Source organism: Mycobacterium sp. NTMscope_MAC_12, from assembly GCF_976985675.1.
This window is the reverse complement of the sequence record NZ_CDRJYY010000001.1, coordinates 3,340,328-3,365,668: the sequence shown is the minus strand read 5'-3', so window position 1 is coordinate 3,365,668 and position 25,341 is coordinate 3,340,328. Positions and strand designations below refer to the sequence as shown.

Annotated in this window: 25 protein-coding genes; 21 read left to right on the top strand and 4 right to left on the bottom strand. The window is 69.9% G+C overall.

Annotated elements, in window-relative coordinates; genetic code table 11:
• Window positions 1–24 precede the first annotated feature (24 nt).
• Genes alaS through AC0KS4_RS15125 form a run of 5 tightly spaced genes read left to right on the top strand, consistent with a single transcriptional unit; the run spans window position 25 to window position 5,754 of the window.
• Entirely contained in the window at window positions 25–2,739 is a 2,715-nt protein-coding gene (gene alaS / locus AC0KS4_RS15145; RefSeq protein ID WP_238956301.1) for an alanine--tRNA ligase, read from the top strand.
• A complete protein-coding gene (ruvX, locus tag AC0KS4_RS15140; protein WP_238956300.1) occupies window positions 2,740–3,258 on the top strand; it encodes a Holliday junction resolvase RuvX in 519 nt (172 codons plus the stop codon).
• Window positions 3,251–4,495: an endolytic transglycosylase MltG gene (mltG, locus tag AC0KS4_RS15135; RefSeq protein ID WP_238956299.1), complete on the top strand. Its 1,245-nt coding sequence runs from the start codon at window positions 3,251–3,253 to the stop codon at window positions 4,493–4,495. The genes ruvX and mltG overlap by 8 nt, the downstream gene beginning before the upstream one ends.
• Window positions 4,482–5,309 carry a shikimate dehydrogenase gene (locus tag AC0KS4_RS15130; RefSeq protein ID WP_238957321.1) on the top strand — a complete coding sequence of 276 codons (828 nt, stop codon included), beginning with the start codon at window positions 4,482–4,484 and terminating at the stop codon, window positions 5,307–5,309. The genes mltG and AC0KS4_RS15130 overlap by 14 nt, the downstream gene beginning before the upstream one ends.
• 10 nt (window positions 5,310–5,319) lie before the next feature.
• Window positions 5,320–5,754 carry a prepilin peptidase gene (locus AC0KS4_RS15125; protein ID WP_238956298.1) on the top strand — a complete coding sequence of 145 codons (435 nt, stop codon included), beginning with the start codon at window positions 5,320–5,322 and terminating at the stop codon, window positions 5,752–5,754.
• 5 nt (window positions 5,755–5,759) lie between these two features.
• Here the strand turns inward: AC0KS4_RS15125 and AC0KS4_RS15120 are convergent, their stop codons facing one another.
• On the bottom strand, window positions 5,760–6,851 hold the full coding sequence (locus tag AC0KS4_RS15120; RefSeq protein ID WP_238956297.1) for an LLM class flavin-dependent oxidoreductase: 1,092 nt from the start codon (window positions 6,849–6,851) through the stop codon (window positions 5,760–5,762).
• Between the two features lie 145 nt (window positions 6,852–6,996).
• Here AC0KS4_RS15120 and aroC point away from each other — a divergent pair, with 145 nt between their 5' ends.
• The 4 genes from aroC (at window position 6,997) to aroQ (ending at window position 10,407) form a co-directional block, all read left to right on the top strand.
• Entirely contained in the window at window positions 6,997–8,202 is a 1,206-nt protein-coding gene (gene aroC / locus AC0KS4_RS15115) for a chorismate synthase (protein ID WP_225328496.1), read from the top strand.
• Window positions 8,202–8,726 (top strand): shikimate kinase, encoded by a 525-nt coding sequence (locus AC0KS4_RS15110; RefSeq protein ID WP_238956296.1) that lies wholly within the window; start codon window positions 8,202–8,204, stop codon window positions 8,724–8,726. Before aroC ends, AC0KS4_RS15110 begins: the two co-directional genes overlap by 1 nt.
• A 137-nt stretch (window positions 8,727–8,863) precedes the next feature.
• Complete coding sequence (gene aroB / locus AC0KS4_RS15105) at window positions 8,864–9,952, top strand: 3-dehydroquinate synthase (protein ID WP_225328468.1); 1,089 nt, start codon at window positions 8,864–8,866, stop codon at window positions 9,950–9,952.
• Window positions 9,949–10,407, top strand: coding sequence for a type II 3-dehydroquinate dehydratase (gene aroQ, locus AC0KS4_RS15100; RefSeq protein WP_225328467.1), 459 nt, complete (start codon window positions 9,949–9,951; stop codon window positions 10,405–10,407). The genes aroB and aroQ overlap by 4 nt, the downstream gene beginning before the upstream one ends.
• On the opposite strand, the gene AC0KS4_RS15095 is transcribed toward aroQ, so the two are convergent.
• Complete coding sequence (locus tag AC0KS4_RS15095; protein ID WP_238956295.1) at window positions 10,404–11,087, bottom strand: B-4DMT family transporter; 684 nt, start codon at window positions 11,085–11,087, stop codon at window positions 10,404–10,406. The genes aroQ and AC0KS4_RS15095 overlap by 4 nt on opposite strands.
• A 33-nt stretch (window positions 11,088–11,120) precedes the next feature.
• Here AC0KS4_RS15095 and AC0KS4_RS15090 point away from each other — a divergent pair, with 33 nt between their 5' ends.
• The 6 genes from AC0KS4_RS15090 to AC0KS4_RS15065 all read left to right on the top strand — a co-directional run bounded on the left by AC0KS4_RS15090 (window position 11,121) and on the right by AC0KS4_RS15065 (window position 17,059).
• Window positions 11,121–12,239: a M24 family metallopeptidase gene (locus AC0KS4_RS15090; protein WP_238956294.1), complete on the top strand. Its 1,119-nt coding sequence runs from the start codon at window positions 11,121–11,123 to the stop codon at window positions 12,237–12,239.
• A gap of 35 nt (window positions 12,240–12,274) precedes the next feature.
• On the top strand, window positions 12,275–12,508 hold the full coding sequence (locus AC0KS4_RS15085; RefSeq protein ID WP_225328464.1) for a hypothetical protein: 234 nt from the start codon (window positions 12,275–12,277) through the stop codon (window positions 12,506–12,508).
• Window positions 12,509–12,633: 125 nt separating this feature from the next.
• On the top strand, window positions 12,634–13,197 hold the full coding sequence (efp, locus tag AC0KS4_RS15080; RefSeq protein ID WP_225328463.1) for an elongation factor P: 564 nt from the start codon (window positions 12,634–12,636) through the stop codon (window positions 13,195–13,197).
• Entirely contained in the window at window positions 13,194–13,703 is a 510-nt protein-coding gene (gene nusB, locus AC0KS4_RS15075; RefSeq protein WP_225328462.1) for a transcription antitermination factor NusB, read from the top strand. The genes efp and nusB overlap by 4 nt, the downstream gene beginning before the upstream one ends.
• Window positions 13,700–14,101, top strand: coding sequence for an antitermination protein NusB (locus AC0KS4_RS15070; protein WP_225328461.1), 402 nt, complete (start codon window positions 13,700–13,702; stop codon window positions 14,099–14,101). The genes nusB and AC0KS4_RS15070 overlap by 4 nt, the downstream gene beginning before the upstream one ends.
• 96 nt (window positions 14,102–14,197) lie before the next feature.
• Complete coding sequence (locus AC0KS4_RS15065; protein WP_225328460.1) at window positions 14,198–17,059, top strand: aminotransferase class I/II-fold pyridoxal phosphate-dependent enzyme; 2,862 nt, start codon at window positions 14,198–14,200, stop codon at window positions 17,057–17,059.
• Between the two features lie 4 nt (window positions 17,060–17,063).
• On the opposite strand, the gene AC0KS4_RS15060 is transcribed toward AC0KS4_RS15065, so the two are convergent.
• Window positions 17,064–17,864: a COG4705 family protein gene (locus AC0KS4_RS15060; protein WP_225328459.1), complete on the bottom strand. Its 801-nt coding sequence runs from the start codon at window positions 17,862–17,864 to the stop codon at window positions 17,064–17,066.
• 228 nt (window positions 17,865–18,092) lie between these two features.
• Between AC0KS4_RS15060 and AC0KS4_RS15055 the strand changes: the two genes are divergently transcribed.
• From AC0KS4_RS15055 to AC0KS4_RS15030, 6 genes are read left to right on the top strand one after another with little or no spacing between them, the layout of a single operon-like run.
• A complete protein-coding gene (locus AC0KS4_RS15055) occupies window positions 18,093–18,851 on the top strand; it encodes a GntR family transcriptional regulator (protein ID WP_225328458.1) in 759 nt (252 codons plus the stop codon).
• Window positions 18,848–19,078, top strand: coding sequence for a 4Fe-4S dicluster domain-containing protein (locus AC0KS4_RS15050; protein WP_008258228.1), 231 nt, complete (start codon window positions 18,848–18,850; stop codon window positions 19,076–19,078). The genes AC0KS4_RS15055 and AC0KS4_RS15050 overlap by 4 nt, the downstream gene beginning before the upstream one ends.
• Window positions 19,079–19,103: 25 nt before the next feature.
• Window positions 19,104–20,501 carry an ABC transporter substrate-binding protein gene (locus AC0KS4_RS15045; RefSeq protein WP_238956293.1) on the top strand — a complete coding sequence of 466 codons (1,398 nt, stop codon included), beginning with the start codon at window positions 19,104–19,106 and terminating at the stop codon, window positions 20,499–20,501.
• The gene (locus AC0KS4_RS15040) at window positions 20,498–21,355 is read left to right on the top strand and encodes an ABC transporter permease (protein WP_238956292.1); all 858 of its coding nucleotides are present in this window, start codon (window positions 20,498–20,500) and stop codon (window positions 21,353–21,355) included. Before AC0KS4_RS15045 ends, AC0KS4_RS15040 begins: the two co-directional genes overlap by 4 nt.
• Window positions 21,352–22,101: an ABC transporter ATP-binding protein gene (locus tag AC0KS4_RS15035; protein ID WP_225328455.1), complete on the top strand. Its 750-nt coding sequence runs from the start codon at window positions 21,352–21,354 to the stop codon at window positions 22,099–22,101. Before AC0KS4_RS15040 ends, AC0KS4_RS15035 begins: the two co-directional genes overlap by 4 nt.
• Window positions 22,098–24,800 (top strand): fumarate reductase/succinate dehydrogenase flavoprotein subunit, encoded by a 2,703-nt coding sequence (locus AC0KS4_RS15030; RefSeq protein WP_238956291.1) that lies wholly within the window; start codon window positions 22,098–22,100, stop codon window positions 24,798–24,800. Before AC0KS4_RS15035 ends, AC0KS4_RS15030 begins: the two co-directional genes overlap by 4 nt.
• Here AC0KS4_RS15030 and AC0KS4_RS15025 read toward each other — a convergent pair whose 3' ends face one another.
• Window positions 24,801–25,340: a GNAT family N-acetyltransferase gene (locus tag AC0KS4_RS15025; protein ID WP_238956290.1), complete on the bottom strand. Its 540-nt coding sequence runs from the start codon at window positions 25,338–25,340 to the stop codon at window positions 24,801–24,803.
• Between the last annotated feature and the right edge of the window lies 1 nt (window position 25,341).

The window sequence follows — 25,341 nt, the reverse complement described above, 5'->3', positions numbered from 1 at the left end:
TAGAAGGAAGAAGCGGACTTCAAAGTGCAGACACACGAGATCAGGAAAAGGTTTCTTGATCATTTCGTGAAGGCGGGCCACACCGAGGTGCCGAGCGCATCGGTGATCCTCGACGACCCCAACCTGCTGTTCGTCAACGCGGGCATGGTGCAGTTCGTGCCCTACTTCCTGGGCGCGCGCACGCCGGAATACTCGACCGCCACCAGCATCCAGAAGTGCATCCGCACCCCCGACATCGACGAGGTGGGGATCACCACCCGGCACAACACGTTCTTCCAGATGGCCGGCAATTTCTCGTTCGGCGACTACTTCAAACGCCGCGCGATCGAACTGGCGTGGACCCTGCTGACCAACAGCGTCGAGCGGGGCGGCTACGGCCTGGATCCCGAACGAATCTGGGCGACGGTCTATTTCGACGACGACGAGGCCGTGCAGCTGTGGCGGGAAATCGCCGGGCTACCCGAAGAGCGGATCCAGCGCCGCGGCATGGCGGACAACTACTGGTCGATGGGCATCCCCGGGCCGTGCGGCCCGTCCTCGGAGATCTATTACGACCGGGGACCGGAATTCGGGGTCGAGGGCGGCCCGGTGGTCAACGAAGACCGCTACATCGAGATCTGGAACCTCGTGTTCATGCAGAACGAGCGCGGCGAGGGGACCGGCAAGGAGGACTTCGAAATCCTCGGGCCGTTGCCGCGCAAGAACATTGACACCGGCATGGGTGTGGAGCGGGTCGCGTTCATCCTGCAGGGCGTGCACAACGTCTACGAGACCGACCTGCTGCGCCCGGTCATCGACACCGTGGCCGCGCGGGCGCCGCGCGGATACGGCTTGTCAGGTCCAGAAGGCAACCACGACGACGACGTGCGCTACCGGGTCATCGCCGACCACAGCCGCACCGCCGCCATCCTGATCGGCGACGGCGTCACTCCCGGCAACGACGGCCGCGGCTACGTGCTGCGCCGGTTGCTGCGCCGGGTGATCCGCTCGGCCAAGCTGCTCGACATCGAGGGCCCCATCGTCGGCGACCTGATGGCCACCGTGCGCGACGCGATGGGCCCCTCATATCCGGAACTCGTCGCCGATTTCGACCGGATCAGGCGCATCGCCGTCGCCGAGGAGACCGCGTTCAACCGCACCTTGGCGGCGGGATCGAAGCTGTTCGACGAGGTCGCCGGAACCACCAAAGCCGCAGGAGCGAAGGCGATTTCGGGTTCGGACGCCTTCACCCTGCACGACACCTACGGGTTCCCGATCGAGCTCACGCTGGAGATGGCCTCCGAGGCCGGCCTGCAGGTCGACGAGGTCGGCTTCCGGGAGCTGATGGCCGAACAGCGCCGCCGCGCCAAGGCCGACGCCGCCGCCCGCAAGCACGCGCACGCGGACCTGACCGCGTACCGCGAACTGGTCGACGCCGGCCCCACCGAGTTCACCGGCTTCGACGAATTGACTTCCGAGGCAAGGATTTTGGGAATCTTCGTCGACGGGAAGCGGGTGCCGGTTGTCACGCACGGCGCCGAGGGGGTCGATCGCGTCGAACTCGTGCTGGACCGCACCCCGCTCTACGCCGAGGCCGGCGGCCAGATCGCCGACGAGGGCACCATCAGCGGGACGGGCGCCGGCGGAAGCGCCCGCGCCGCGGTCACCGACGTGCAGAAGATCGCCAAAACCCTGTGGGTGCACCGGGTCAACGTCGAGTCCGGGGAATTCGTGGAGGGCGACACCGTCATCGCCGCGGTCGACCCGCAATGGCGGCGGGGCGCCACCCAGGGCCACTCGGGAACCCACATGGTGCACGCGGCGCTGCGACAAGTGCTGGGCCCCAACGCCGTTCAGGCCGGATCGCTGAACCGGCCGGGATATCTGCGCTTCGACTTCAACTGGCAAGGCGCCCTGTCCGACGAGCAGCGCACCCAGATCGAAGAGGTGACCAACCAGGCCGTGCAGGCCGACTTCGAGGTGCACACGTTCACCGAGCAGCTCGAGAAGGCCAAGGCGATGGGGGCGATCGCGATGTTCGGCGAACGCTATCCCGACGAGGTGCGGGTGGTGGAGATCGGCGGGCCCTTCTCGCTGGAGCTGTGCGGCGGCACCCACGTGCACAACTCCGCGCAGATCGGGCCGGTGACGATCCTGGGCGAATCCTCGGTCGGTTCCGGGGTGCGCCGGGTGGAGGCCTACGTCGGGCTGGAGTCCTTCCGGCACCTGGCCAAGGAACGCGCGCTGATGGCCGGGCTGGCGTCGTCGCTGAAGGTGCCGTCCGACGAGGTGCCCGCCCGGGTGGCCAATCTGGTGGAGCGTCTCAAGGCGGCGGAGAAGGAACTCGAGCGCGCCCGGCTGGCCGGCGCGAAGGCCGCCGCCACCGACGCCGCGGCGGGCGCGGAGCGCATCGGTAACGTCCGGGTGGTGGCGCAGCGCATGTCCGGCGGAATGACGGCGGCCGACCTGCGCTCGCTGGTCGGCGACATCCGCGGCAAGCTGGGCAGCGATCCCGCGGTGGTCGCGCTGATCGCCGAGGGCGAAAACGGAAGCGTGCCGTATGCGGTCGCGGCCAACCAGGCCGCCCACGATCTGGGCCTTCGCGCCAACGACCTGGTCAAGCAGCTGGCCGCGGCGGTCGACGGCCGCGGCGGCGGCAAGGCGGACCTGGCGCAGGGCTCCGGCAAGGACGCGGCCGGCATCGACGCCGCCCTCGATGCGATCCGCTCCGAGATCGCCGCGATAGCGCGGGTCGGTTGAGTGGTTTCCGCACAGCACCGCGCGCCCGACCGGCCCGGCGATCCTGACCAGGACCCCGGGCGGGGCCGCCGGCTCGGCGTCGACGTGGGCAGCGTGCGCATCGGCGTGGCCTGCAGCGACCCCGACGCCATCCTGGCCACCCCGGTGGAGACCGTGCGCCGCGACCGCTCCGGCAAACACCTGCGGCGGCTGGCGGCGCTGGTCGCCGAACTCGAGGCGGTCGAGGTGGTCGTCGGGCTGCCGCGCACGCTGGCCGACCGGACCGGCCCGTCCGCGATCGACGCGATCGAGCTGGCCGACGCGCTGGCTGACCGCATCGCACCCACGCCCGTGCGGCTGGCCGACGAGCGGCTCACCACGGTGACCGCGCAGCGATCGCTGCGCGCGGCCGGGGTGCGGGCCAAACAGCAGCGGGCGGTGATCGATCAGGCGGCGGCGGTGGCCATCCTGCAGAGCTGGCTGGACCAACGCCGTGCGACCCTGGCCGGGCCAGGGGCGGGGGAGCGCAGCGATGGTTGACAGCGCGCGGCGGGAACGAGCCGAACCCGAGGCCGTGGGCCCGCCCCGGCGCCGGTCGAGCCGCATGTCCCGCAATCAGGCCGAGCGGGGCCGGCGCCGGAGGCGGGTCGCCCTGCGAACCGCGCTGGCGCTGGTGGCGGTGATCGTGGTGGCGGGTGTGTTCGCGGGCGGCAAGCTGTGGCACGCCGTGTTCGGGCCCGGTGACGACTACACCGGAAATGGCAAGCGCGACATTGTGATTCAGATCAAGGACGGTGACTCGACCACCATGGTCGGGGAGACGCTGCAGAACGAGCAGGTGATCAAGACCGTCCGCGCATTCGTCAACGCCGCGCACGGCAACAGCAAGATCTCCTCGATCCAGCCCGGCTACTACCGCATGCGCACCGAAATCCCCGCGGCCAACGCTGTCGCGCGGTTGGCCGACCCCAACAGCCGGGTGGGCCGGCTGGTCATCCCGGAGGGCCGGCAGCTCGACGACACCACCGACATGAAGACCAACGTGGTGAATCCCGGCATCTTCACCCTGATCTCGCGGGCCACCTGCGTGGACTTCGACGGCGACCAGCGTTGCGTCTCCGTGCAGGACCTGCGCGCGGCCGCCGCCAACAGTTCTCCCTTGGCGTTGGCGGTGCCGCCATGGGCCACCGAACCCGTCGGTGAGCTCGGCAAGGACCACCGCCGCATCGAGGGGCTGATCGCGCCGGGGACCTTCAACGTCGATCCGTCCGCGCCGCCCGAGACCATCCTGTCGAACCTGATCAGCGCCGGGGCGGTGGAGTACATGAACTCCGGGCTGGTCGACACCGCCCAGGCGATGGGCCTGTCGCCCTACGACATCCTGGTGGTGGCCTCGCTGGTACAGCAGGAGTCCAAGACGCAGGACTTCGCGAAGGTGGCGCGGGTCATCTACAACCGGCTGCACGCGCACCACACGCTGGAGTTCGACTCGACCGTCAACTACCCGCTGGACCGCCGGGAGGTGGCCACCACCGACGGCGACCGCGCCCAGAAGACGCCGTGGAACACCTACGTGTCGCAGGGATTGCCGGCCACCGCGATCTGTTCGCCCGGCGTCGACGCGCTGAACGCCGCCGAGCGTCCCGAGCCCGGTGACTGGTTGTACTTCGTCACCATCGACGGCCAGGGGACGACGCTGTTCACCAAGGACTATCAACAGCATCTGGCCAACATCGAGCTGGCTAAGCACAACGGTGTCCTCGATTCCGCCCGCTGAGAGCGCGCCCAGAAAAGCGGCGGTGCTCGGCAAGCCCATCGCCCATTCGAAATCCCCCCAATTGCACCTGGCCGCTTACCGCGCGCTGGGCCTGACCGGCTGGACCTACGAGCGCATCGAATGCGACGCCGAACAGCTGCCCGGCGTGGTCGCCGGGCTCGGGCCCGAATGGGTCGGGGTGTCGGTGACCATGCCGGGCAAGTTCGCCGCCCTGGCGTTCGCCGACGAGCGCACCGAGCGTGCGCAGCGGGTGGGGTCGGCCAACACGCTGGTGCGCACCCCGACGGGGTGGCGGGCCGACAACACCGACATCGACGGGGTCGCGGGCGCGCTCGGGGCGACGGGGAGCGCCTCGGGATGGGCGCTGGTCTGTGGATCGGGCGGTACCGCGCCGGCGGCCGTGGCCGGCTTGGCGCAGCTGGGCGTCGGCGGCATCACCGTGGTGGCCCGCAATCCCGACAAGGCGGCCCGGCTGGTGGAACTGGGCAACGGGATGGGCGTCACGACGCGGTTCTGTGACCTCGACGGCGGCGGGCTGGCCGACGAGGTCGCGGCCGCGGACGTGCTGGTCAGCACCATTCCGGCCGAGGTGGCCGCCCGCTACGCCGATACCTTGTCCGGCATCGGTGTGCTGCTCGATGCCGTCTACGACCCGTGGCCGACGCCGCTGGCCGCCGCGGTGACCGCCGCGGGCGGGCGGGTGATCAGCGGGGTGCAGATGCTGCTGCATCAGGCGTTCGCGCAGGTGGAACAGTTCACCGGGCTGGCCGCGCCCCGCGAGGCCATGGCTTGCGCGCTGGAGGCATCGGATTAGCCTGCCGCGCATGCGGATTGCGGCGGTGTGCCTGGTGCTGGTCTGGTTGGCGGCGTTGAGCTGCTACGACATCCGCGAACGACGATTGCCCAACGCGCTGACCCTGACCGGGGCCGTCGCGGTCCTGGCGGCGGCCGCGTTGGCCGGGCGTGGGTGGTCGGCGCTGGCCGGGGCCGCGGCGTTGACCGCGATCTATCTGTTGGTCCATTGGGTGGCGCCGGGCGGGATGGGGGCCGGCGACGTCAAGCTGGCCATCGGCTTGGGCGCGCTGACCGGCTGGTGCGGTGTCGGCGTGTGGTTTTTGGCGGCGCTGGGTGCGCCGCTGCTGACCGTGCTGATCGGGGTGGTCGCGCGGCTGCGCGGCGCTGCCCACGGCACCGCGGTGCCGCATGGGCCGTCGATGTGCCTGGCCGGCGCGGCGGGGATCGGCCTGTGGCTGATCTGATGCCCTCAATTCGGAACGACGGCGGGGTGCAGCAGCGGCAACAGCTGGTCGCCGAGCCTGACCGTCTCCGACTTGTACGGGGTGTCCGACAAGACGAAATGGCTGACCCCGAGGTCGGCGTACTTGCGCAGCGCGGCGGCGACTTCGGCGGCCGACCCGACCAGCCACGTCGTCCCGGCGCCTTCCCCGCCGTATTTGCTCGGCGTCGTATACAGGCAGGAATCGAGCACCTCGCCGCGCGCGGCGAGGTCGGACAGGCGCCGCTGGCCCGCGGATCCCGCCGGGTCGTGCAGCAGCTGCATGGTGGGCGTGCCGGCCAGCGTCGCGACCTTGGCCTCGGCGTCGCGCCAGGCCTGCTCGGACGTGTCGCGCACCAGCGTGGTGACCCGGAGGCCGAATTCCAGCGGCGCGTACTCGCGACCGAGCTTGTCGGACAACGACTTCAGCCGGTCGATGCGTTCGGCGATCCCCTCCAGCGGCTCGCCCCAGAACAGTTGGACGTCGGCGTCGGTCGCGGCGACCTGCTCGGCGGCCGCCGACGCTCCACCGAAGTACAACGTCGGGTACCGGCCCTCGGCCGCACCGAGCGGGCGCGGCTGCAGGCTCGAGTGCTCGACGGTGTAGAACTCGCCGCGGTGGGTGACGTCGTCCTCGAGCCACAACCGGCGGAGCACCCGGATGAATTCCCGGGTGCGGTCGTAGCGGCGTGACTTGTCGACCTCGGTGTCGCCGTAGGCGGCCGGATCGTCGGCGCCGCTGACGACGTTGACCAGCAGCCGGCCGCCGTTGAGCCGATCGAGGGTGGCCGCCGCGCTGGCGAAATGCGCCGGATGCCAGTACCCGGGACGGACCGCCACCAGCGGCGCGAAGTGGTTGGTGCGCGCGGCGATTGCGGTCGCGACCGTGAAGGTGTCCGGACGTCCCCAGCCGGTGCCGATCAGCGCGCCGTCCCAGCCGTGTTGCTCGGCGCGCTGCGCCAGGTCGACGGAATAGTCGAGGCTTCCCCAGCCGTCGACGGTGTCGTCGCCGCGATGGCCGGGCTCGACGGTATTCGGTATGTACCAGAGAAATTGACCCACCAGACAAGATGCTGGCATACGACCGCGGCGGCCCGGCCCGGCCGCGGACCGAATCGCGTGGTCACCCCTGGAATCAGGGCGGATGAAAGTCCGCGCATCGGGTCCTCGCGGCCGCAGGCTGCGCGAATCGGCTTTCGGAAGCCGCCATGGGAAGATGGGACGCGTGTTGCGTTGGATCACCGCCGGGGAGTCGCATGGTCGTGCGCTGGTGGCCGTGCTCGAAGAGATGGTCGCCGGAGTGGAGGTCACCTCCCTCGACATTTCCGAACAGCTCGCCCGCCGCCGGCTCGGCTACGGCCGCGGGGCCCGGATGGCGTTCGAACGGGACGCGGTGAGCGTGCTGTCCGGGGTGCGCCACGGTGTCACGCTGGGCGGGCCCATCGCGGTGGAGATCGGCAATACCGAATGGCCCAAGTGGGAGACCGTGATGGCCGCCGACCCCGTCGACCCGGGGGAGCTGGCGGATAGCGCGCGCAACGCGCCGCTCACCCGGCCGCGGCCCGGCCACGCCGATTACGCGGGCATGCTCAAGTACGGCTTCGACGACGCCCGGCCGGTGCTGGAACGGGCCAGCGCCCGCGAGACCGCGGCCCGCGTCGCCGCGGCGACCATCGCCCGGTCGTTCCTGCGGCAGGCGCTGGGCGTCGAGGTGCTCTCGCACGTGATCGCGATCGGCCCGTCGGCGCCCTACGACGGCCCGCCGCCGGGTCCCGGGGACCTGGCCGCGATCGACGCCAGCCCGGTCCGCGCGTACGACAAAGCGGCCGAGGAGGCGATGATCGCCGAGATCGAGGCCGCCAAGAAGGACGGCGACACCCTCGGCGGTGTGGTCGAGGTGGTGGTCGTGGGCCTGCCCGTCGGGCTGGGCTCGTTCACCAGCGGCGACAACCGACTCGACAGCCAGCTCGCCGCCGCAGTGATGGGCATCCAGGCGATCAAGGGCGTCGAGATCGGCGATGGCTTCGAGACGGCGCGCCGCCGTGGCAGCGCCGCCCACGACGAGATGTACCCCGGCCCCGACGGCGTGGTCCGCTCGACCAACCGCGCGGGCGGCCTGGAAGGCGGCATGACCAACGGCCAGCCGCTGCGCGTGCGCGCGGCGATGAAGCCGATCTCCACGGTGCCGCGGGCGCTGGCCACCGTCGACATGGCGACCGGCGACGAAGCCGTCGCGATCCACCAGCGCTCGGACGTGTGCGCGGTGCCGGCCGCCGGCGTGGTGGTCGAGGCCATGGTCGCGCTGGTGTTGGCCCGCGCGGCGCTGCAGAAGTTCGGCGGCGATTCGCTGGCCGAAACCCGCCGCAACGCCGAGGCCTACCGGAGGGCGGTCGCCGAGCGGGAATCGCCGGCCGCCCGGGGCACCGCGTGATGGCGCCCAAAGCGGTCCTGATCGGGTTGCCGGGGTCGGGCAAGTCCACCATCGGGCGCCGGCTCGCCAAGGCGCTCGACGTCGGCTTCCTCGACACCGATGCGGCGATCGAGCAGCGCACCGGGCGCCGTATCGACGAAATCTTCGCCACCGACGGGGAGCGGGAATTCCGGCGCATCGAGGAGGACGTGGTGCGCGCGGCGCTGGCCGACCACGACGGCGTGCTGTCCCTGGGCGGCGGCGCCGTCACCAGCGCCGGGGTGCGCGAGGCGCTCGCCGGCCACACCGTCATCTACCTGGAGATCAGCGCCACCGAAGGCGTCCGCCGCACCGGCGGGAACACGGTGCGGCCGCTGCTGGCCGGGCCCGATCGCGCCGACAAATTCCGCGCGTTGATGGCCGAGCGTAGCCCGCTGTACCGGCGGGCGGCGACCATCCGCGTCGACACCAACCGGCGCAACCCCGGCGCGGTGGTCCGCTACATCGTTTCGCGGTTACAAGCCCCGGCGGGGGCCGCCACGTGACCGCGCCGGCGACGATGCGGAGCGAAGCGACGGGGAGGAGCGGCGCCATATGACCGCGCCGGCGACGGGGAGGAGCGGCGCCATATGACCGCGCCGGTGACGATGCGGAGCGAAGCGACGGGGAGGAGCGGCGCCATATGACCACGCCCGACCCGGTGACCATCGAGGTCGCCGTCGACCCGTCGTACCCGGTGATCATCGGCACCGGCTTGCTGAACGAGCTCGAAGAGCTCCTGGGCGGCCGGCACAAGGTGGCCATCGTGCATCAACCGGTGCTGGCGGAGACCGCCGAGGTGATCCGAAGCCGGTTGGCGGACAAGGGCGTTGACGCGCACCGCATCGAAATCCCGGACGCCGAAGACGGCAAGGATCTTCCCGTCGTGGGCTTCTTGTGGGAAGTGTTGGGCCGCATCGGGATTGGGCGCAAGGACGCATTGGTCAGCCTGGGCGGCGGCGCGGCCACCGACGTCGCGGGTTTCGCGGCGGCCACCTGGCTGCGCGGCGTCGACATCGTGCATGTGCCCACGACGCTGCTGGGCATGGTCGACGCGGCCGTCGGCGGCAAGACCGGCATCAACACCGACGCGGGCAAGAACCTGGTCGGGTCATTCCATCAGCCCCGCGCGGTCCTGGTCGACCTCGCGACGCTGCAGACGTTGCCGCCCAACGAACTCGTCGCCGGGATGGCCGAAATCGTCAAGGCGGGTTTCATCGCCGACCCGGTGATCCTCGACCTCATCGAGGCCGACCCGAAGGCCGCGGTGGATCCGTCGGGCGAGGTGCTCGCGGAGCTGATCCGCCGCGCGATCGCCGTCAAGGCGGAGGTCGTCGCCGCCGACGAGAAGGAGTCGGAGCTGCGCGAAATCCTCAACTACGGGCACACATTGGGGCACGCGATCGAACGCCGTGAGCGCTACGAATGGCGGCACGGTGCGGCGGTCTCGGTGGGCCTGGTCTTCGCCGCGGAACTGGCCCGCCTCGCCGGGCGCCTCGACGACGCCACCGCCCAGCGCCACCGCACCATCCTGTCCGCGCTCGGTCTGCCGGTCAGCTACGACGCCGACGCGCTGCCGCAGCTGCTGGAATACATGGCGGGAGACAAGAAGTCGCGCGCCGGTGTGCTGCGGTTCGTGGTCCTCGACGGGCTGGCCAAGCCGGGCCGGCTGGCCGGGCCCGACCCGTCGCTGCTGGCGGCGGCGTACGCCGGACTCGCGGAGGTCTCATGAGCACGACGGCGAACGTGAACGTGCAGGTGATCAATGGCCCCAACCTGGGGCGGCTGGGACGGCGCGAGCCCGACGTGTACGGCGACACGACGCATGAGCAGCTGGCGACGCTGATCGAACGGGAAGCCACCGAGCTCGGCCTCAAAGCCGTTGTGCGGCAAAGCGACAACGAGGCGCAGCTACTGGACTGGATCCACGCGGCGGCCGACGCGAAAGAACCGGTCATCCTCAACGCCGGCGGCCTGACCCACACCTCGGTGGCGCTGCGCGACGCGTGCGCCGAATTGAGCGCGCCGCTGATCGAGGTGCACATCTCGAATGTGCATGCGCGCGAAGAGTTTCGGCGACACTCCTACCTCAGCCCGGTCGCGACCGGAGTGATCGTCGGTCTGGGCGTGCAGGGCTATCTGCTCGCCCTGCGCTACCTGGCCGCGGCGCCGAACGCTGCCGGCTAGTCCCTTTTCGGCTCCGTGCCGGGCTCGCCGGCGGTCGGGATGGTCTCGGTCTTCGGGTCGTCCTCGGACTTGGCGATGGTCTCGGTGGGGCCCTCGCGCTCGGCCGTGGCGACCGCCGCGGTCCGCTCCTCGGCGTGGGCGCCGGCCGCGGGAATCTCACCGGTGGGAGCGTCGTCGGCGCGCACCGCGGAGAACACGCCCGTGTCACCGTCCCGCTCGTGTTTTTCGCCGAGGCCGTGGTGCTTCTCCGGCGTCTTCTCGAACTGCCGGTCCACCCGCCAGCGGCCGATGGTCACGCCGATGATGCCGGGCAGGAAGACGCACAGCGCGGTGAACGCCGCGAACGTCGTCACCTCGTTGATCAACCCCCCCGTGTACAGCCCGGTGTACACCAGCGCGATCAGCCAGGAGACGGCGCCACTGAGCAGGCCCGCGACCAGGCCGGCCAGCAGCCAGGTCATCGCCAGATCGCCGCGGCGATCCGGATCGCGGTTGGCCGTGGCGTCGGCCCGGCCGTCCAGCACACCCCACACGGCGACCCCGATGACGAACAGAAGCAGCAGCACCACGCTGAACAGACCAGCCTGCGTCTGCCACGCGTTGATCAGCGCACCTTGGAACAATCGAACGACGACCATCGCCGCGGCGTACACCAATCCGCGCAGCATCCAGTTACTCATGGCCCAAAAGCGTAGCGAGTACCGTCAAGACCCGTGACACATTCACAGCGTCGAGACAGGCTCAGAGCGCAGCTCGAGACCAGCGGACTGGATGCGCTGCTGGTCACGGACCTGGTCAACGTCCGTTATCTCTCCGGATTCACCGGATCGAACGGCGCGTTGCTGGTGTTCGCCGATGATTTCAACGAGGGAAGGCCCGTGTTGGCGACCGACGGCCGGTACCGAACCCAGGCCGCCGAACAGGCGCCGGACGTGGAAGTCGCCATCGAACGCGCGCTGGGACGCTATCTGGTCGGCCAGGCGGCCGAGGCGGGCGCGCGGAAGCTGGGTTTCGAAAGCAACGTGCTGACCGTCGATGGATTCGACGCCCTGGCCGCCGAGCTGGACGGCCGGAAGGCGCCCACCGAGCTGGTGAAGGCCGCCGGAACGGTCGAGGCGTTACGCGAGGTCAAGGACGCCGGCGAGGTCGCTCTGCTGCGCCTGGCCTGCGAGGCCGCCGACGCCGCGCTCACCGACCTGTTGGCGCGTGGCGGGCTGCGGCCCGGCCGCACCGAACGCGAGGTCAGCCGGGAGCTGGAGGCCCTGATGCTCGATCACGGCGCCGACGGGATCTCGTTCGAGACCATCGTGGCCGCGGGGCCGAACTCGGCGATCCCGCATCATCGCCCCACCGACGCGGCGCTGGCGGTCGGCGATTTCGTCAAGATCGACTTCGGCGCGCTGGTCGGCGGTTACCACTCCGACATGACCCGCACGTTCGTGCTCGGCAAGGCCGCCGATTGGCAGCTGGAGATCTACCAGTTGGTCGCCGACTCGCAGCGGGCCGGCCGGGAGGCGTTGCACGCCGGCGCCGACCTGCGCGGGGTGGACGCCGCGGCCCGCCAGGTGATCGCCGACGCCGGCTACGGCGAGCAGTTCAGCCACAGCCTGGGCCATGGCGTGGGCCTGGAGATCCACGAGGCGCCGGGCATCGGCGCCACGTCCACCGGCACCTTGCTGGGCGACTCCGTGGTGACCGTGGAGCCCGGCGTCTACCTGCCCGGCCGCGGCGGTGTCCGCATCGAGGACACCTTGGTGGTGCCGGAAAAGGGCCGCGCCCAGGCCCCGGAACTGCTGACCAAATTCCCCAAGGAGCTGGCCGTCCTCTCCTAGCTCGGGGGGTTGTGCCCGCGAGTAAGGTCGGGGGCGTGAACGGGGTGGCACGGGGGTTGGTGCGCCTGCGGGATTTCCGGTGGGACATGTACGCCCAGCCCCTACGGGAGACACGGGTGGAGTTGCACGTCGTCTACTTCGCCGTGCACCTGCCGTTGGCCAGCGGGCTCACGCTGCGCGTCCCGCTGTTGACGATGATCAAACCGCTGCCTTCGAATGAGAAGTCCGAGGAGCCATCCCGGGTCGACGGCCAGCGGGCCCACCGCTGACGCGTTCCGCCCGCCGGCCCCCGACCCCGTGCCGCGGGCCTTGACCGGCGAGCACTCTAAACTGGCCGACAAGTCGCAGACAGTTCCGTAGCCGACTGTCCATCCCCGAGGAGACATACCGAACCGTGGCAAGCACTGCCGATTTCAAGAATGGACTGGTGCTGGTGATCGACGGCCAGCTGTGGCAGATCGTCGAGTTCCAGCACGTCAAGCCCGGCAAGGGCCCCGCGTTCGTGCGGACCAAGCTGAAGAACGTGCTCTCGGGCAAGGTCGTCGACAAGACCTACAACGCCGGGGTGAAGGTGGAGACCGCGACCGTGGACCGGCGCGACGCCACCTACCTGTACCGCGACGGCTCGGACTTCGTGTTCATGGATAGCCAGGACTACGAACAGCATCCGCTGCCGGAATCGCTGGTCGGCGACGCCGCCCGGTTCCTGCTCGAGGGCCTGCCGGTGCAGGTGGCGTTCCACGACGGGGCGCCGCTGTACCTCGAGCTGCCGGTGTCGGTCGAAATGGAGGTCACCCACACCGAGCCCGGCCTGCAGGGCGACCGGTCCAGCGCCGGCACCAAACCCGCGACCGTGGAAACCGGGGCGGAGATCCAGGTGCCGCTGTTCATCAACACCGGGGACAAGCTGAAGGTGGACACCCGTGACGGCAGCTACCTGGGACGTGTCAACGCGTGAGCCGGCCCGTTAAAGGGCGACATCAGGCTCGCAAGCGCGCCGTCGACCTACTGTTCGAAGCCGAGGCGCGCGGACTGAGCCCCGCGGAGGTTGTCGACGTCCGCACCGGTTTGGCCGAGGCGAACCCCGAAATCGCGCCCCTGCAGCCGTATACGGCCGCGGCGGCGCGGGGCGTCGGCGAACACGCCGCGCACATCGACGACCTGATCAGCTCGCACCTGCAGGGCTGGACGCTGGACCGGCTGCCCGCCGTGGACCGCGCCATCCTGCGGGTCGCGGTGTGGGAGCTGCTGTACGCCGACGACGTGCCGGAGCCGGTCGCCGTCGACGAAGCCGTCCAGCTGGCCAAGGAGTTGTCCACCGACGACTCTCCGGGCTTCGTCAACGGGGTGCTCGGCCACGTCATGCTGGTGACCCCGCAGATCAGGGCGGCCGCCCAGGCCGTCCGGGGGGCGGTGGGTTCCGACGCCGCAGGCACAGCGGAGGACCGCGGACCGCAGCCATGAGCCGGTTGGAGCTGCGCCTGGTCGTTGCGGCCGTGCTGGCTGCGACGGTGGTGGTGGTCGCGGTGGTGTGCGCCGCCTACGGGTGGACCATCGTCGCCTCGGTGCTCTCGATCTTCGCGCTCGCGGTGGGCGCCTGGCTCTATCACTGCGCCGAACGGGTGGCCGTCGCCCGCCGCATCAGCACGGTGCGTTCGGCGGCCCGGCCGCTGCAGCCGCTGCTGCCGGTGATGGCCGCGATCATGGGCCTGACGCAGGGCGTGGTGCGAGCGCTGAGCGACGTCACCGACCTGCCGGCCCGCCGCCGGGAGTTGCCCGTGCTGCGGTGGGCGGACGGCGCCAGGGGCAACAGGCGGATGATCGAAAGTGACAGGGATAGCCACGAAGAACCGGATCGCTGACCAATGCTGAGGTGAAATGACCACGGGCGGGGCGCGGCGGGTTGACAATACGAGCTGGACTGCAGCGGCGGCGATCCGAGAAGAACAGGTGAGGTCATGATTCGATACAGCACCCAGCCGCGACGACTTCGAGTGTCCGCGCTGGCGGCGGTGGCCAACCCGTCGTACGCCCGTGTCGACACCTGGAACCTGCTCGACGACGCGTGCCGTCACCTCGCCGAGGTGGATCTCGCCGGCCTGGACAAAACCCACGACGTCGCCCGGGTGAAGCGCCTGATGGATCGCATCGCCGCCTACGAGCGGTACTGGCTGTACCCGGGTGCGGAAAACCTGGCGGTCTTCCGCGCGCACCTGGAGAGCCTGTCCACGGTGCGGCTCACCGAAGAGGTCTCCCTGGCCGTGCGGCTGCTGAGCGAATATGGGGACCGCGCAGGCCTTTTCGACACCTCGGCCCCGCTGGATGACCAGGAGCTGGTGGCGCAGGCCAAACAGCAGCATTTCTACACCGTGTTGCTCGCCGACGACGCCCCGAGCACGGCGCCGGACAGCCTGGCCGAATGCCTGCGGGCGCTGCGTTGTCCGTCCGACGACGTGCAGTTCGAGATCCTAGTGGTCCCCAGCGTCGAGGACGCCATCACCGCGGTCGCGCTCAACGGGGAGATCCAGGCCGCGATCATCCGCGACGACCTGCCGCTGCGCTCCCGCGACCGGTTGCCGCTGATGAACACGTTGCTCGGGCCCAACGAGGACGCGGACGGAGTCATTCCCGACCGCGCCAACGACTGGGTGGAGTGCGGCGAGTGGATCAGGGAGCTGCGGCCCCACATCGACCTGTACCTGCTCACCGACGAGTCGATCGCGGCGGGCGACGACAGCGAACCCGATGTCTACGACCGGACGTTCTACCGGCTCAACGACGTCACCGATCTGCACAGCACGGTGCTCGCCGGTCTGCGAAACCGTTATGCCACACCATTTTTCGATGCCCTGCGGGCGTACGCGGCGGCGCCGGTCGGCCAGTTCCACGCGCTGCCCGTCGCGCGCGGCGCCAGCATCTTCAACTCCAGGTCGCTGCAGGACATGGGGGAGTTCTACGGCCGCAACATCTTCATGGCCGAAACCTCCACCACCTCCGGCGGTCTGGACTCGCTGCTCGACCCGCACGGCAACATCAAGAAGGCGATGGACAAGGCCGCCAAAACGTGGAACGCCGACCACACCTACTTCGTCACCAACGGGACGTCGACCGCCAACAAGATCGTCGTGCAGTCGCTGACCCGCCCCGGCGACATCGTGCTCATCGACCGCAACTGCCACAAGTCGCACCACTACGGGCTGGTGCTGGCCGGCGCCTACCCGCTGTACCTGGACGCGTATCCGCTGCCGCAGTTCGCGATCTACGGGGCGGTGTCGCTGCGCACCATCAAGCAGACGCTGCTGGATCTGGAGGCGGCTGGCCAGTTGCACCGCGTGCGGATGCTGCTGCTGACCAACTGCACCTTCGACGGCGTCGTCTACAACCCGCTGCAGGTCATGCAGGAGGTGCTGGCCATCAAGCCGGACATCTGCTTCCTGTGGGACGAGGCATGGTACGCCTTCGCGACGGCGGTGCCGTGGGCCCGGCAGCGGACCGCGATGGTGGCCGCCGAGCGCCTCGAGCACATGCTGGTGTCACCGGAATACGTTGAGGAATACCGGAAGTGGGCCGCGTCGATGCAAGGCCTCGACCGGTCGGAGTGGATCGAGCGTGAGCTGATGCCCGACCCGGCCACCGCGCGGGTGCGCGTGTACGCGACGCACTCCACGCACAAATCGCTGTCGGCGCTGCGGCAGGCGTCGATGATCCACGTCCGTGACCAGGATTTCAACGCGCTCACCCGCGACGCGTTCGGTGAGGCGTTCCTGACCCACACCTCGACTTCACCGAACCAGCAGCTCCTCGCGTCGCTGGACTTGGCGCGCCGGCAGGTCGACATCGAAGGGTTCCAACTGGTCCGGCAGGTCTACGACATGGCGCTGGTCTTCCGGCACCGGGTCCGCAAGGACCGGCTGATCAGCAAGTGGTTCCGCATCCTCGATGAATCCGACCTGGTGCCAGAGGAATTCCGCGAGTCGTCGGTCAGTTCGTACCGCGAGGTCAGGCAGGGGGCGCTGGCCGAGTGGAACGAGGCGTGGCGCTCCGACCAGTTCGTGCTGGACGCGACCCGGGTGACCCTGTTCGTCGGCGCGACCGGGATGAACGGTTACGACTTCCGCGAGAAGATCCTGATGGAGCGGTTCGGCATCCAGATCAACAAGACGTCGATCAACAGCGTGTTGTTGATCTTCACGATCGGTGTCACCTGGTCGAGCGTGCACTACCTGCTCGACGTGTTGCGAAGGGTGGCAATCGATTTCGACCGCACCGAAAAGGCGGCGAGCGTGGCGGACCGGGCGCTGCAGGAGCGCCATGTCGAGGAGATCACCGAGGATCTGCCGCACCTGCCCGACTTCAGCGAGTTCGACGTCGCGTTCCGTCCCGTCGATCAATGCAACTTCGGGGACATGCGGTCGGCGTTCTACGCCGGATACGAAGAGTCCGATCGCGAGCACGTGCTGATCGGCATGGCCGGCCGGCGGCTGGCCGAGGGCAAGACGCTGGTGTCGACCACGTTCGTGGTGCCCTACCCGCCGGGCTTCCCGGTGCTGGTGCCCGGCCAGGTGGTCTCCAAGGAGATCGTCTACTTCCTCGCGCAGCTCGACGTCAAGGAAATCCACGGGTACAACCCGGATTTGGGGTTGTCGGTGTTCACCGAGACGGCGCTGGCGCGCATGGAAGCGCAACGCAACGCCGCGGCGGCCGCCGTGGGGTCGGTGACCGCGGCGTTCGAGCTGCCCGCGGACGCGTCCGGCATGAACGGGACGCGCAACGGCGCCGACGACGCCCGGGCGGTGCCGTCGGTGGCCGACAACAGCTGAGCGCTCAGCCGGTGTCCGATTCGGCTTCCGCCGCATCCTCTTTGGGCCGGCCGGGGTGGCGGCCGGGACGCTGCGGTATGACCACGACCAATACCGCGATCAGCGCGGCGAGCACCGCCGAGGCGAGCGGGCGACTCCACGCCAGGCCGCCGTCGGCGACGGGCTTGTCGATGAAGTCGCCCACGGTCGCGCCCAGCGGCCTGGTGAGGATGAAGGCGATCCAGAACAGGGCGACGCGAGAAATGGAGGTCCAGTAGTACAGGGCGGCGACGACGGTGAGGCCGGCGGCGAATACCAACGCGCCGCGCTCGTAACCGAAATCGCGGGTATCGGCCAGCCAGTCGCCGAGCGCGGTTCCCAGCGTCTGCGAGAACGTGATGGTTGCCCAGTAGAAGGCCTCCACTTTCGGCGTCGAGACGGTGGAGACCGAGACGCTGCCTTGCGTCGCGCGCCAGAGCCCCAGGGCGGCCAGCAGGCAGCCCAGCAGCAGCAGCGATCCGCCCGTGTAACCGATGCCCAGCGATCGGTCGGCGAAATCGGCCAGCACGGTGCCGAACGTCGTCGAGGCCACGATCGTCGCCCAGTACAGGGCCGCGCGGAATCGCTTGGCCAGGATTTGCGCGGCAACCAGCGCCACCAGCGCGACGCCGAAGATCCCGACGCCGGCCGCGTAACCCCAATTCAGCGTCATCGTGACGGTGTCGCCGCCCGTCTCGCCCAACGTCGTGGCCAAGACCTTGATGACCCAGAAGCCGAGGGTGACCGCCGGCACCTTGGTCAACGCGTGTTTCGAAACGTCCGTCATGCGGGCATCTTCCGTTGTCGCTGGTTGTGCACGCCCACGGTAGCGCGCGTCGGGTTCTGCTCACCAAGATCACAAGGCCGGCGGGTGGGCGCGGGTGGCGCAATGGCGTGGCGGCCCGTGGTTTTAGCTGGTCGGGCCCGAATGGGGCCCGGCGCAATACGTTCGGCCGCCGTCGTTGGCCCCCGTCGTCGGCCGGAAAGGGCCCCTGAGCTGCGTTAGCGTGGCGGCGTGGCGCAACCAGTACCCGTCGGGGATGCTCAGGGCTCGCGGGCCAATCGCGCCCGCCGGGTCGCCGACGTGTTGCGCCAGCAGATCCACGCCGACGCCTACCCGGACGGCCTGCCGGCCGAACTGGACTTGGCCGCCGAATTCTCGGTCTCGCGCAACACCGTTCGTGAAGCGCTGACCGTCCTCAAGCACGAGGGGTTGATCGACCGGGGGCCCAAGGTCGGCACCCACGTCGCGCAGCGCAAGTACGCCCACGGGCTCGACGCGCTGCTGGGCCTGAAGGAGACGTTCAAGGACCTCGGCGTGGTGCGCAACGAGGTGCGGGCGGCCATGCCGGTCACCGCGCCGCCGTCGGTGGCCCGCCGGTTGCGGCTGAAGCCGGGGGAGCAGGCGGTGTTCGTCGAGCGGCTGCGCTACCTCGGCGACCTGCCGCTCAGCCTGGACCTCACCTACCTCGCCCCGGACATCGGCGGGCAGGTGTTGAACCATCCCCTCGAGACCGACGACTTGTTCGCGCTCATCGAGGACGTCAGCGGGCAGCGGCTGGGCTCGGCGACGCTGGCACTCGAGGCCATCCCCGCCGACGCGCATTCGGCGGCCACGCTGCAGGTGCCCGACGGTGCGGCCCTGCTGATGCTGGAGCGCCTCACCAGCCTCGCGGACGGCACACCCGTCGACCTCGAGTACATCCGGATGCGCGGTGACCGAATCACCATGCGCGGCAATCTTGTCAGAGCCGAAACGAGGAGCAACTCATGACGCTGATCAACAACACGCGTGCGGACGTACCCGTGACGATCGACGAGTCGCTGTGCATCGACGGCTGCACGCTGTGCGTGGAGGTCTGCCCCCTGGACGCGCTGGCCATCAACCCCGACACCGGCAAGGCCTTCATGCATGTCGACGAATGCTGGTACTGCGGCCCCTGCGCGGCCCGCTGTCCGACCGGCGCCGTCACCGTCAACATGCCCTATCTCCTTCGCTGACAAGCGTTTAGCCTCAGGATCTTTCATGAAACGTCACGCCGTATGGCCGGCGTCGGTGATGGTCGCGGTCGCCGCGCTCACCTCGGGTTGCTCGCTGGAATCCCTGTCGCAGTCATCCGGTGTGGTCAACGTGGTGGTGGGGTACCAGTCCAAGACCATCAACACCGTCACCGCGGGCACGCTGCTGCGCGCGCAGGGCTACCTCGAACGCCGCCTGGCGAACATCACGACCCGCACCGGCACCAAATACGCGGTGCGGTGGCAGGATTACGACACCGGCGCCCCGATCACCGCGCAGATGCTCGCCGAAAAGATCGACATCGGCTCGATGGGCGACTATCCGATGCTGATCAACGGCTCCAAGACGCAGGCCAACCCGCTGGCCCGCACCGAGATCGTCTCCATCACCGGCTACAACCCCAAGGGCGCCCTCAACATGGTGGTGGTGAGCCCGGATTCGCGCGCCAAGGGCCTGACCGACCTCGCGGGCACCAAGGTCTCCGCCAGCGTCGGGTCGGCCGGCCACGGCACCCTGGTGCGGGCGCTGAGCCGGGCCTGCGGCGGCGGTGTCTGCGGTGTCGAGGTGCTCAACCAGCAGCCGCAGGTCGGGGCGTCGGCGCTGGAATCCGGTCAGGTGCAAGCGCTTTCGCAATTCGTCGCCTGGCCGGGGTTGCTGGTCTACCAGGGCAAGGCCAAACTGCTCTACGACGGGGCCGAGCTGAACCTGCCTACCCTGCACGGCGTGGTGGTGCGCCGCTCCTACGCGTCGGCGCACCCGGAGGTGCTGGGCGCCTTCCTGCAGGCGCAACTGGACGCCACCGACTTCCTGAACAACAAGCCGCTGCAGGCCGCCCGCATCGTCGCCGAGGAAAGCGGGCTACCCCAGGAGGTGGTGTACCTCTACAACGGTCCCGGCGGCACGTCGTTCGACACCACGCTGAAGCCGTCGCTCGTCGAGGCGCTGAAAAGCGATGTGCCGTACCTGAAGTCGATCGGCGACTTCGCCGACCTCGATGTGGCGAAGTTCGTCGTGGACGAACCGCTGCGCGCGGTGTTCACCGCCCGCGGGCTCGACTACGCGGCGTCGCGGGCGCGCACCGCCAACCCGTCGGCGCTGCGCGGCGACCCCGCGCTGGCCAGCGAGCTGTGGCTGGACGGAGCCGACGCCACGCAGACGATCGCCACCCCGACCGGCCTGCTGCAGGCCGTGCGGGACGCGGTCGGCCACGGCGCCAAGGTCCGCGCGGCCTACGTTCCCGACGCCGAACTCGGCACTCGCTGGTTCGCGGACAAGGCGTTCTGGGTCAAAGACGGGCAGAACTACCTGCCGTTCGGCACCGCGGCCGGCGCGCACCGGCACCTCGCCGCCCACCCGGGCGGTGTCGTCATGGATTACCAAGAGGCACTGGGAGGTTCGGTATGACTGCCCAAGTGGTGGCCGATCAAGTCCTTGGCGTGGTCTCGACGCCCGCGGTGACGCGGCCGCGGCGCATCACGGCGCAGTGGCAGTCCCGGCTGCTGCGGGTGGCGTCGGTGGCAGCCGCGATCGGGGTGTGGCAGTTGCTCACCGCGGACAAGGTGCGGCTGTTGCTGCGGTTCGACACGCTGCCCACCGTCACCGAGATCGTGAACGCGCTGCACCGCCGGCTCGGCACCGGCGAATACTGGCTCGACCTGGCGCAGTCGCTGATCCGCATTTTGACCGGCTTCGGGCTGGCCGCCGTCATCGGCGTCGCGACCGGTGTGCTGCTGGGCCGTTCGCGGCTGTTCGCCGACGTCTTCGGGCCGCTGGCGGAGCTGGCCCGGCCCATCCCGGCGATCGCGATGGTGCCCGTGGCCATCCTGCTGTTCCCGACCGACGAGGCCGGCATCGTGTTCATCACGTTCCTGGCGGCCTATTTCCCGATCATGGTCTCCACCCGGCACGCGGTGCGCGCACTGCCCACGCTGTGGGAGGACTCGGTGCGCACGCTGGGTGGTGGCCGCTGGCAGGTGTTGACCCAGGTGGTGCTGCCCGGCATCCTGCCGGGTGTGTTCGGCGGGTTGTCCGTCGGCATGGGCGTGGCGTGGATCTGCGTGATCTCCGCCGAGATGATCTCCGGGCGCCTCGGCGTCGGCTACCGCACCTGGCAGGACTACACCGTGCTGGCCTACCCGCAGGTGTTCGTCGGCATCATCACAATCGGCGTGCTGGGGTTCGTGACGTCGGCGGCCGTCGAGGTGGTGGGCCGCCGGGTGACCCGCTGGCTGCCCCGCGCACAGGAGGGAGCACGATGACCGCGACGAAAACCGGGATGACCCTCGAGCTGGACCGGGTTCGGTTGTCCTACAACGGTCCTCCGGTGATCGACGAGCTGAGCCTGGTGGTGCGGCCGGGGGAGATCCTGGTGCTGACCGGGCCGTCGGGCTGCGGCAAGTCGACGGTGCTGCGCGCCCTGGCCGGCCTGCTCTCACCCGACGGCGGCCGCGTGCTGGCCGACGGCGGCGCCGTCCACACCACCTCGGGCGACCGGGGAATGGTGTTCCAGGACAACGCATTGCTGCCCTGGCGCACCGTGCGGTCCAACATCGAACTGGCGCTGCGCCTGCGCGGCGAACCCCGGTCCGGCCGGCGCGCCGCCGCCGAACGCTGGATCGACGAACTCGGTCTCACCGGCTTCGGCGACTACCTGCCCAAGAGCCTGTCCGGCGGGATGCGCCAGCGCGTCCAGCTCGCGCGGGGCCTGGCCGGCGCGCCCCGTGCGGTGATGATGGACGAGCCGTTCGGCGCGCTGGACACCCAGACGCGGGCGGCCATGCAGCGCTTGCTGATCGACACCTGGCGCACCCACCCGACCACGATCGTGTTCGTCACCCACGACGTCGACGAGGCGCTGGCGCTCGGCGACCGCATCGTGGTGCTGGGCCGCGCCGGTGAGCCACTGCGAGCCTCGATCGAGGTGCCGGATCCGCGCAGCGACCGGCCGCAGCAGGAATTGCGGGCGCAGATCATCGCCGCGCTGAATCACGCGGAGGTCCCATGATGCAGATTCCCGACCCGGCGGCACCGGTCCGGCTCGACTGTGACGTCCTGGTCATCGGCGGCGGCACCGCCGGCACCATGGCGGCGCTGTCGGCGGCCGAGAACGGCGCGCAGGTGCTGTTGCTGGAGAAGGCCCATGTGCGGCACTCCGGCGCCCTGGCGATGGGCATGGACGGGGTCAACAACGCGGTGATCCCGGGCAAGGCCGAGCCCGAGGACTACGTCGCCGAGATCACCCGCGCCAACGACGGAATCGTCAACCAGCGCACGGTGTATCAGACCGCCACCCGCGGGTTCGCGATGGTGCAGCGGCTGGAGCGCTACGGGGTGAAGTTCGAGAAGAACGAGCACGGTGAGTACGCCGTGCGCCGGGTGCACCGCTCGGGTTCGTACGTGCTGCCCATGCCCGAGGGCAAGGACGTGAAAAAGGCGCTGTACCGGGTGCTTCGGCAACGGTCGATGCGCGAGAAGATCCGGATCGAGAACCGGCTGATGCCGGTGCGGGTGCTGGTGGACGGCGGCCGTGCGGTGGGCGCCGCGGCGCTCAACACGCGCACCGGCGAGTTCGTCACCGTCGGCGCCAAGGCGGTGATCCTGGCGACGGGGGCGTGCGGCCGGCTCGGGCTGCCCGCCTCGGGCTATCTGTACGGCACATACGAGAATCCGACCAACGCCGGCGACGGGTACTCGATGGCCTACCACGCGGGTGCCGAGCTGTCCGGGATCGAATGCTTCCAGGTCAACCCGTTGATCAAGGACTACAACGGCCCGGCGTGCGCGTACGTGGCCAATCCCTTTGGCGGATACCAGGTCAACGCGCTCGGCGAGCGGTTCGTGGACTCCGACTACTGGTCGGGGCAGATGATGGCCGAGGTTAAAAGCGAGATCGACTCCGCGCGCGGACCCATCTATCTCAAGGTGACGCACCTCGCCGATGAGACGCTGACCGCGCTGGAAAACATCCTGCACACCACCGAACGGCCCACCCGCGGCACGTTCCACGCCAATCGCGGCCACGACTACCGCACCCACGACATCGAGATGCATATCTCCGAGATCGGTTTGTGCAGTGGGCATTCCGCCTCCGGCGTGTGGGTCGACGAGCAGGCCCGCACCACGGTGCCCGGCCTGTACGCCGCGGGGGACATGGCCTGCGTCCCGCACAACTACATGATCGGGGCGTTCGTGTTCGGTGACCTGGCCGGCACGCACGCCGCGTCCACTCTGGCTGACGTGGCTGCGCCGCAACGGCTTCCGGAGGACCAGGTGCGCGAGGCGCACGAGCTGATCTACCGGCCGCTGCGCCACCCGGACGGCCCGCCGCAGCCGCAGGTCGAATACAAGCTGCGCCGCTTCGTCAACGACTATGTCGCCCCGCCGAAGACGGCGGCCAAACTGTCGCTCGCGATCCGCACCTTCGACCGGATGCGCGATGAGATCGCCGAGATGGGCGCCCGCAATCCGCACGAGCTGATGCGCGCGGTGGAGGTGTCGTTCATCCGGGACTGCGCCGAGATGGCCGCCCGGTCCTCGCACACCCGCACCGAATCGCGCTGGGGCCTCTACCACGACCGCGCCGATCTACCCGGCCGCGACGACAACCAATGGGGCTACCACCTCAACCTGCGCAAGAGCCCCGGCGGTGAGATGGTGTTCCTCAAGCGGCCCGTGGCGCCGTATTTCGTGCCGGTCCCCGAGCTGGACGGCCTGCCGCCCACGGACCAGACCGTGTACCCGGTGGAGGAGCCGCCGCTGATCGGCGGCCAGGCCCCGGCCACGGCGGTGTCCCGGATCGCCTCGGCCACAACGGCGTTCGAACCTCCCTCGCCCCGCATCGCCGAGGTGCTGGCGCTCGAGGAACCGACGGTCGCCGACCTGGCGCGCTACCTCGCCGACTCCGATCCCGGCGTGCGCCGCACCGCGGTGGCAACACTGACCGAGCACATCCCCGACGGGTATGCGCCCGCCCTGTTGGCCGCGCTGGGCGACGACGACGCCGCCGTCCGCCGCACCGGCGCCGACGGGATCCGCGAGCTGGTCGAGGTGCTGCCCGAGCCCGAAAAGGCCGGGGAATACCTGGATTCGGCCGACCGCGTGGTGCGGGCGGCGGCGCTGTACGTGCTGGCGGCACGCCGCTCCGGTGACGGCGCCCAATACCGTCGGGCCCTCACCGACGCCGATCATCGGGTGCGTATCGAGGCCGTGCGCGCGCTGGTGTCCGTCGACGACGTGCACGGCGTCGTCGCCGCTGCCGCCGACGAGAACCGGGAGGTCCGGATCGCCGCGGCCGCCGGGCTGGCGACGCTAAGGGGCGGAGCCGAGGCTGTGCGCGGGCTGGTCGCCGACACCGACCCGTTGGTCCGTGCCGCCGGCCTCGCCGCGTTGGGCGAGATAGGTTGCGGCCAAGACGATTACAGCGCCGTCAAGCAGGCGCTACGGGCCCCGGCGTGGCAGGTGCGCGAAGGCGCGGCGCGGGCGCTGGCCGGCGCGGCGGCGGACTTCGCGGTTCCGCAGCTGTCCGAGGCGCTCAGCGACGCGCATCTGGACGTGCGCAAGGCGGCGGTGCTCAGCCTGACGCGCTGGGCGGCCGAACCCGCCGCGCGGGACGCCCTGGGGATCGCGCTCAAGGACAGCGACGCCGACGTGCGCGCCTACGCGCGCCGGGCGCTGGAACACGACGGCGCACCGGCGAACGACTAGTCAGCGCAGGATCTTGGCGTAGAGCAGGCTGTCCTGCGGCTCGGGCCCCATGGTGGGGTAGACGGCGTGCCGGGCCAACCGCCCCTCCAGGAAGAAACCGGCGTGCTCGAGCAGGCGCGCCGAACGTTCGTTGTCGACGCTGCACGTGGCCCAGACGCGATACACCTCGCGATCGGCGTCGAGCGCGGTGAGCAGCATGCCGAGCACCTCGGACATCAGACCCTTGCCCCACCACCGCCGGCCCAGGCAGTAGCCGATCTCGACCGAGTGCGGCGCCGCGCGCCGGCAGCTGGCCAGCCCGACGACCTCGCCGCGGTGCCGCAGCTCGATCACCCAGGTCTTCTCGTCGGCGCCGGCGTTGAGCTTTTCGGTGATCACCCGCCGCGTCGCGGCCACGTCGGGATGCGGCGCCCACAGCAGATATTTGGTGACCTGTGGATCGCGCGCGACACGCTGGTACAGCGGCCCGGCGTCGTCGAGCGTGGGCAGGCGCAGCGTCAGCCGCGGCCCGTTGATGCGGTCGGGTGGGTAATCGGCCATG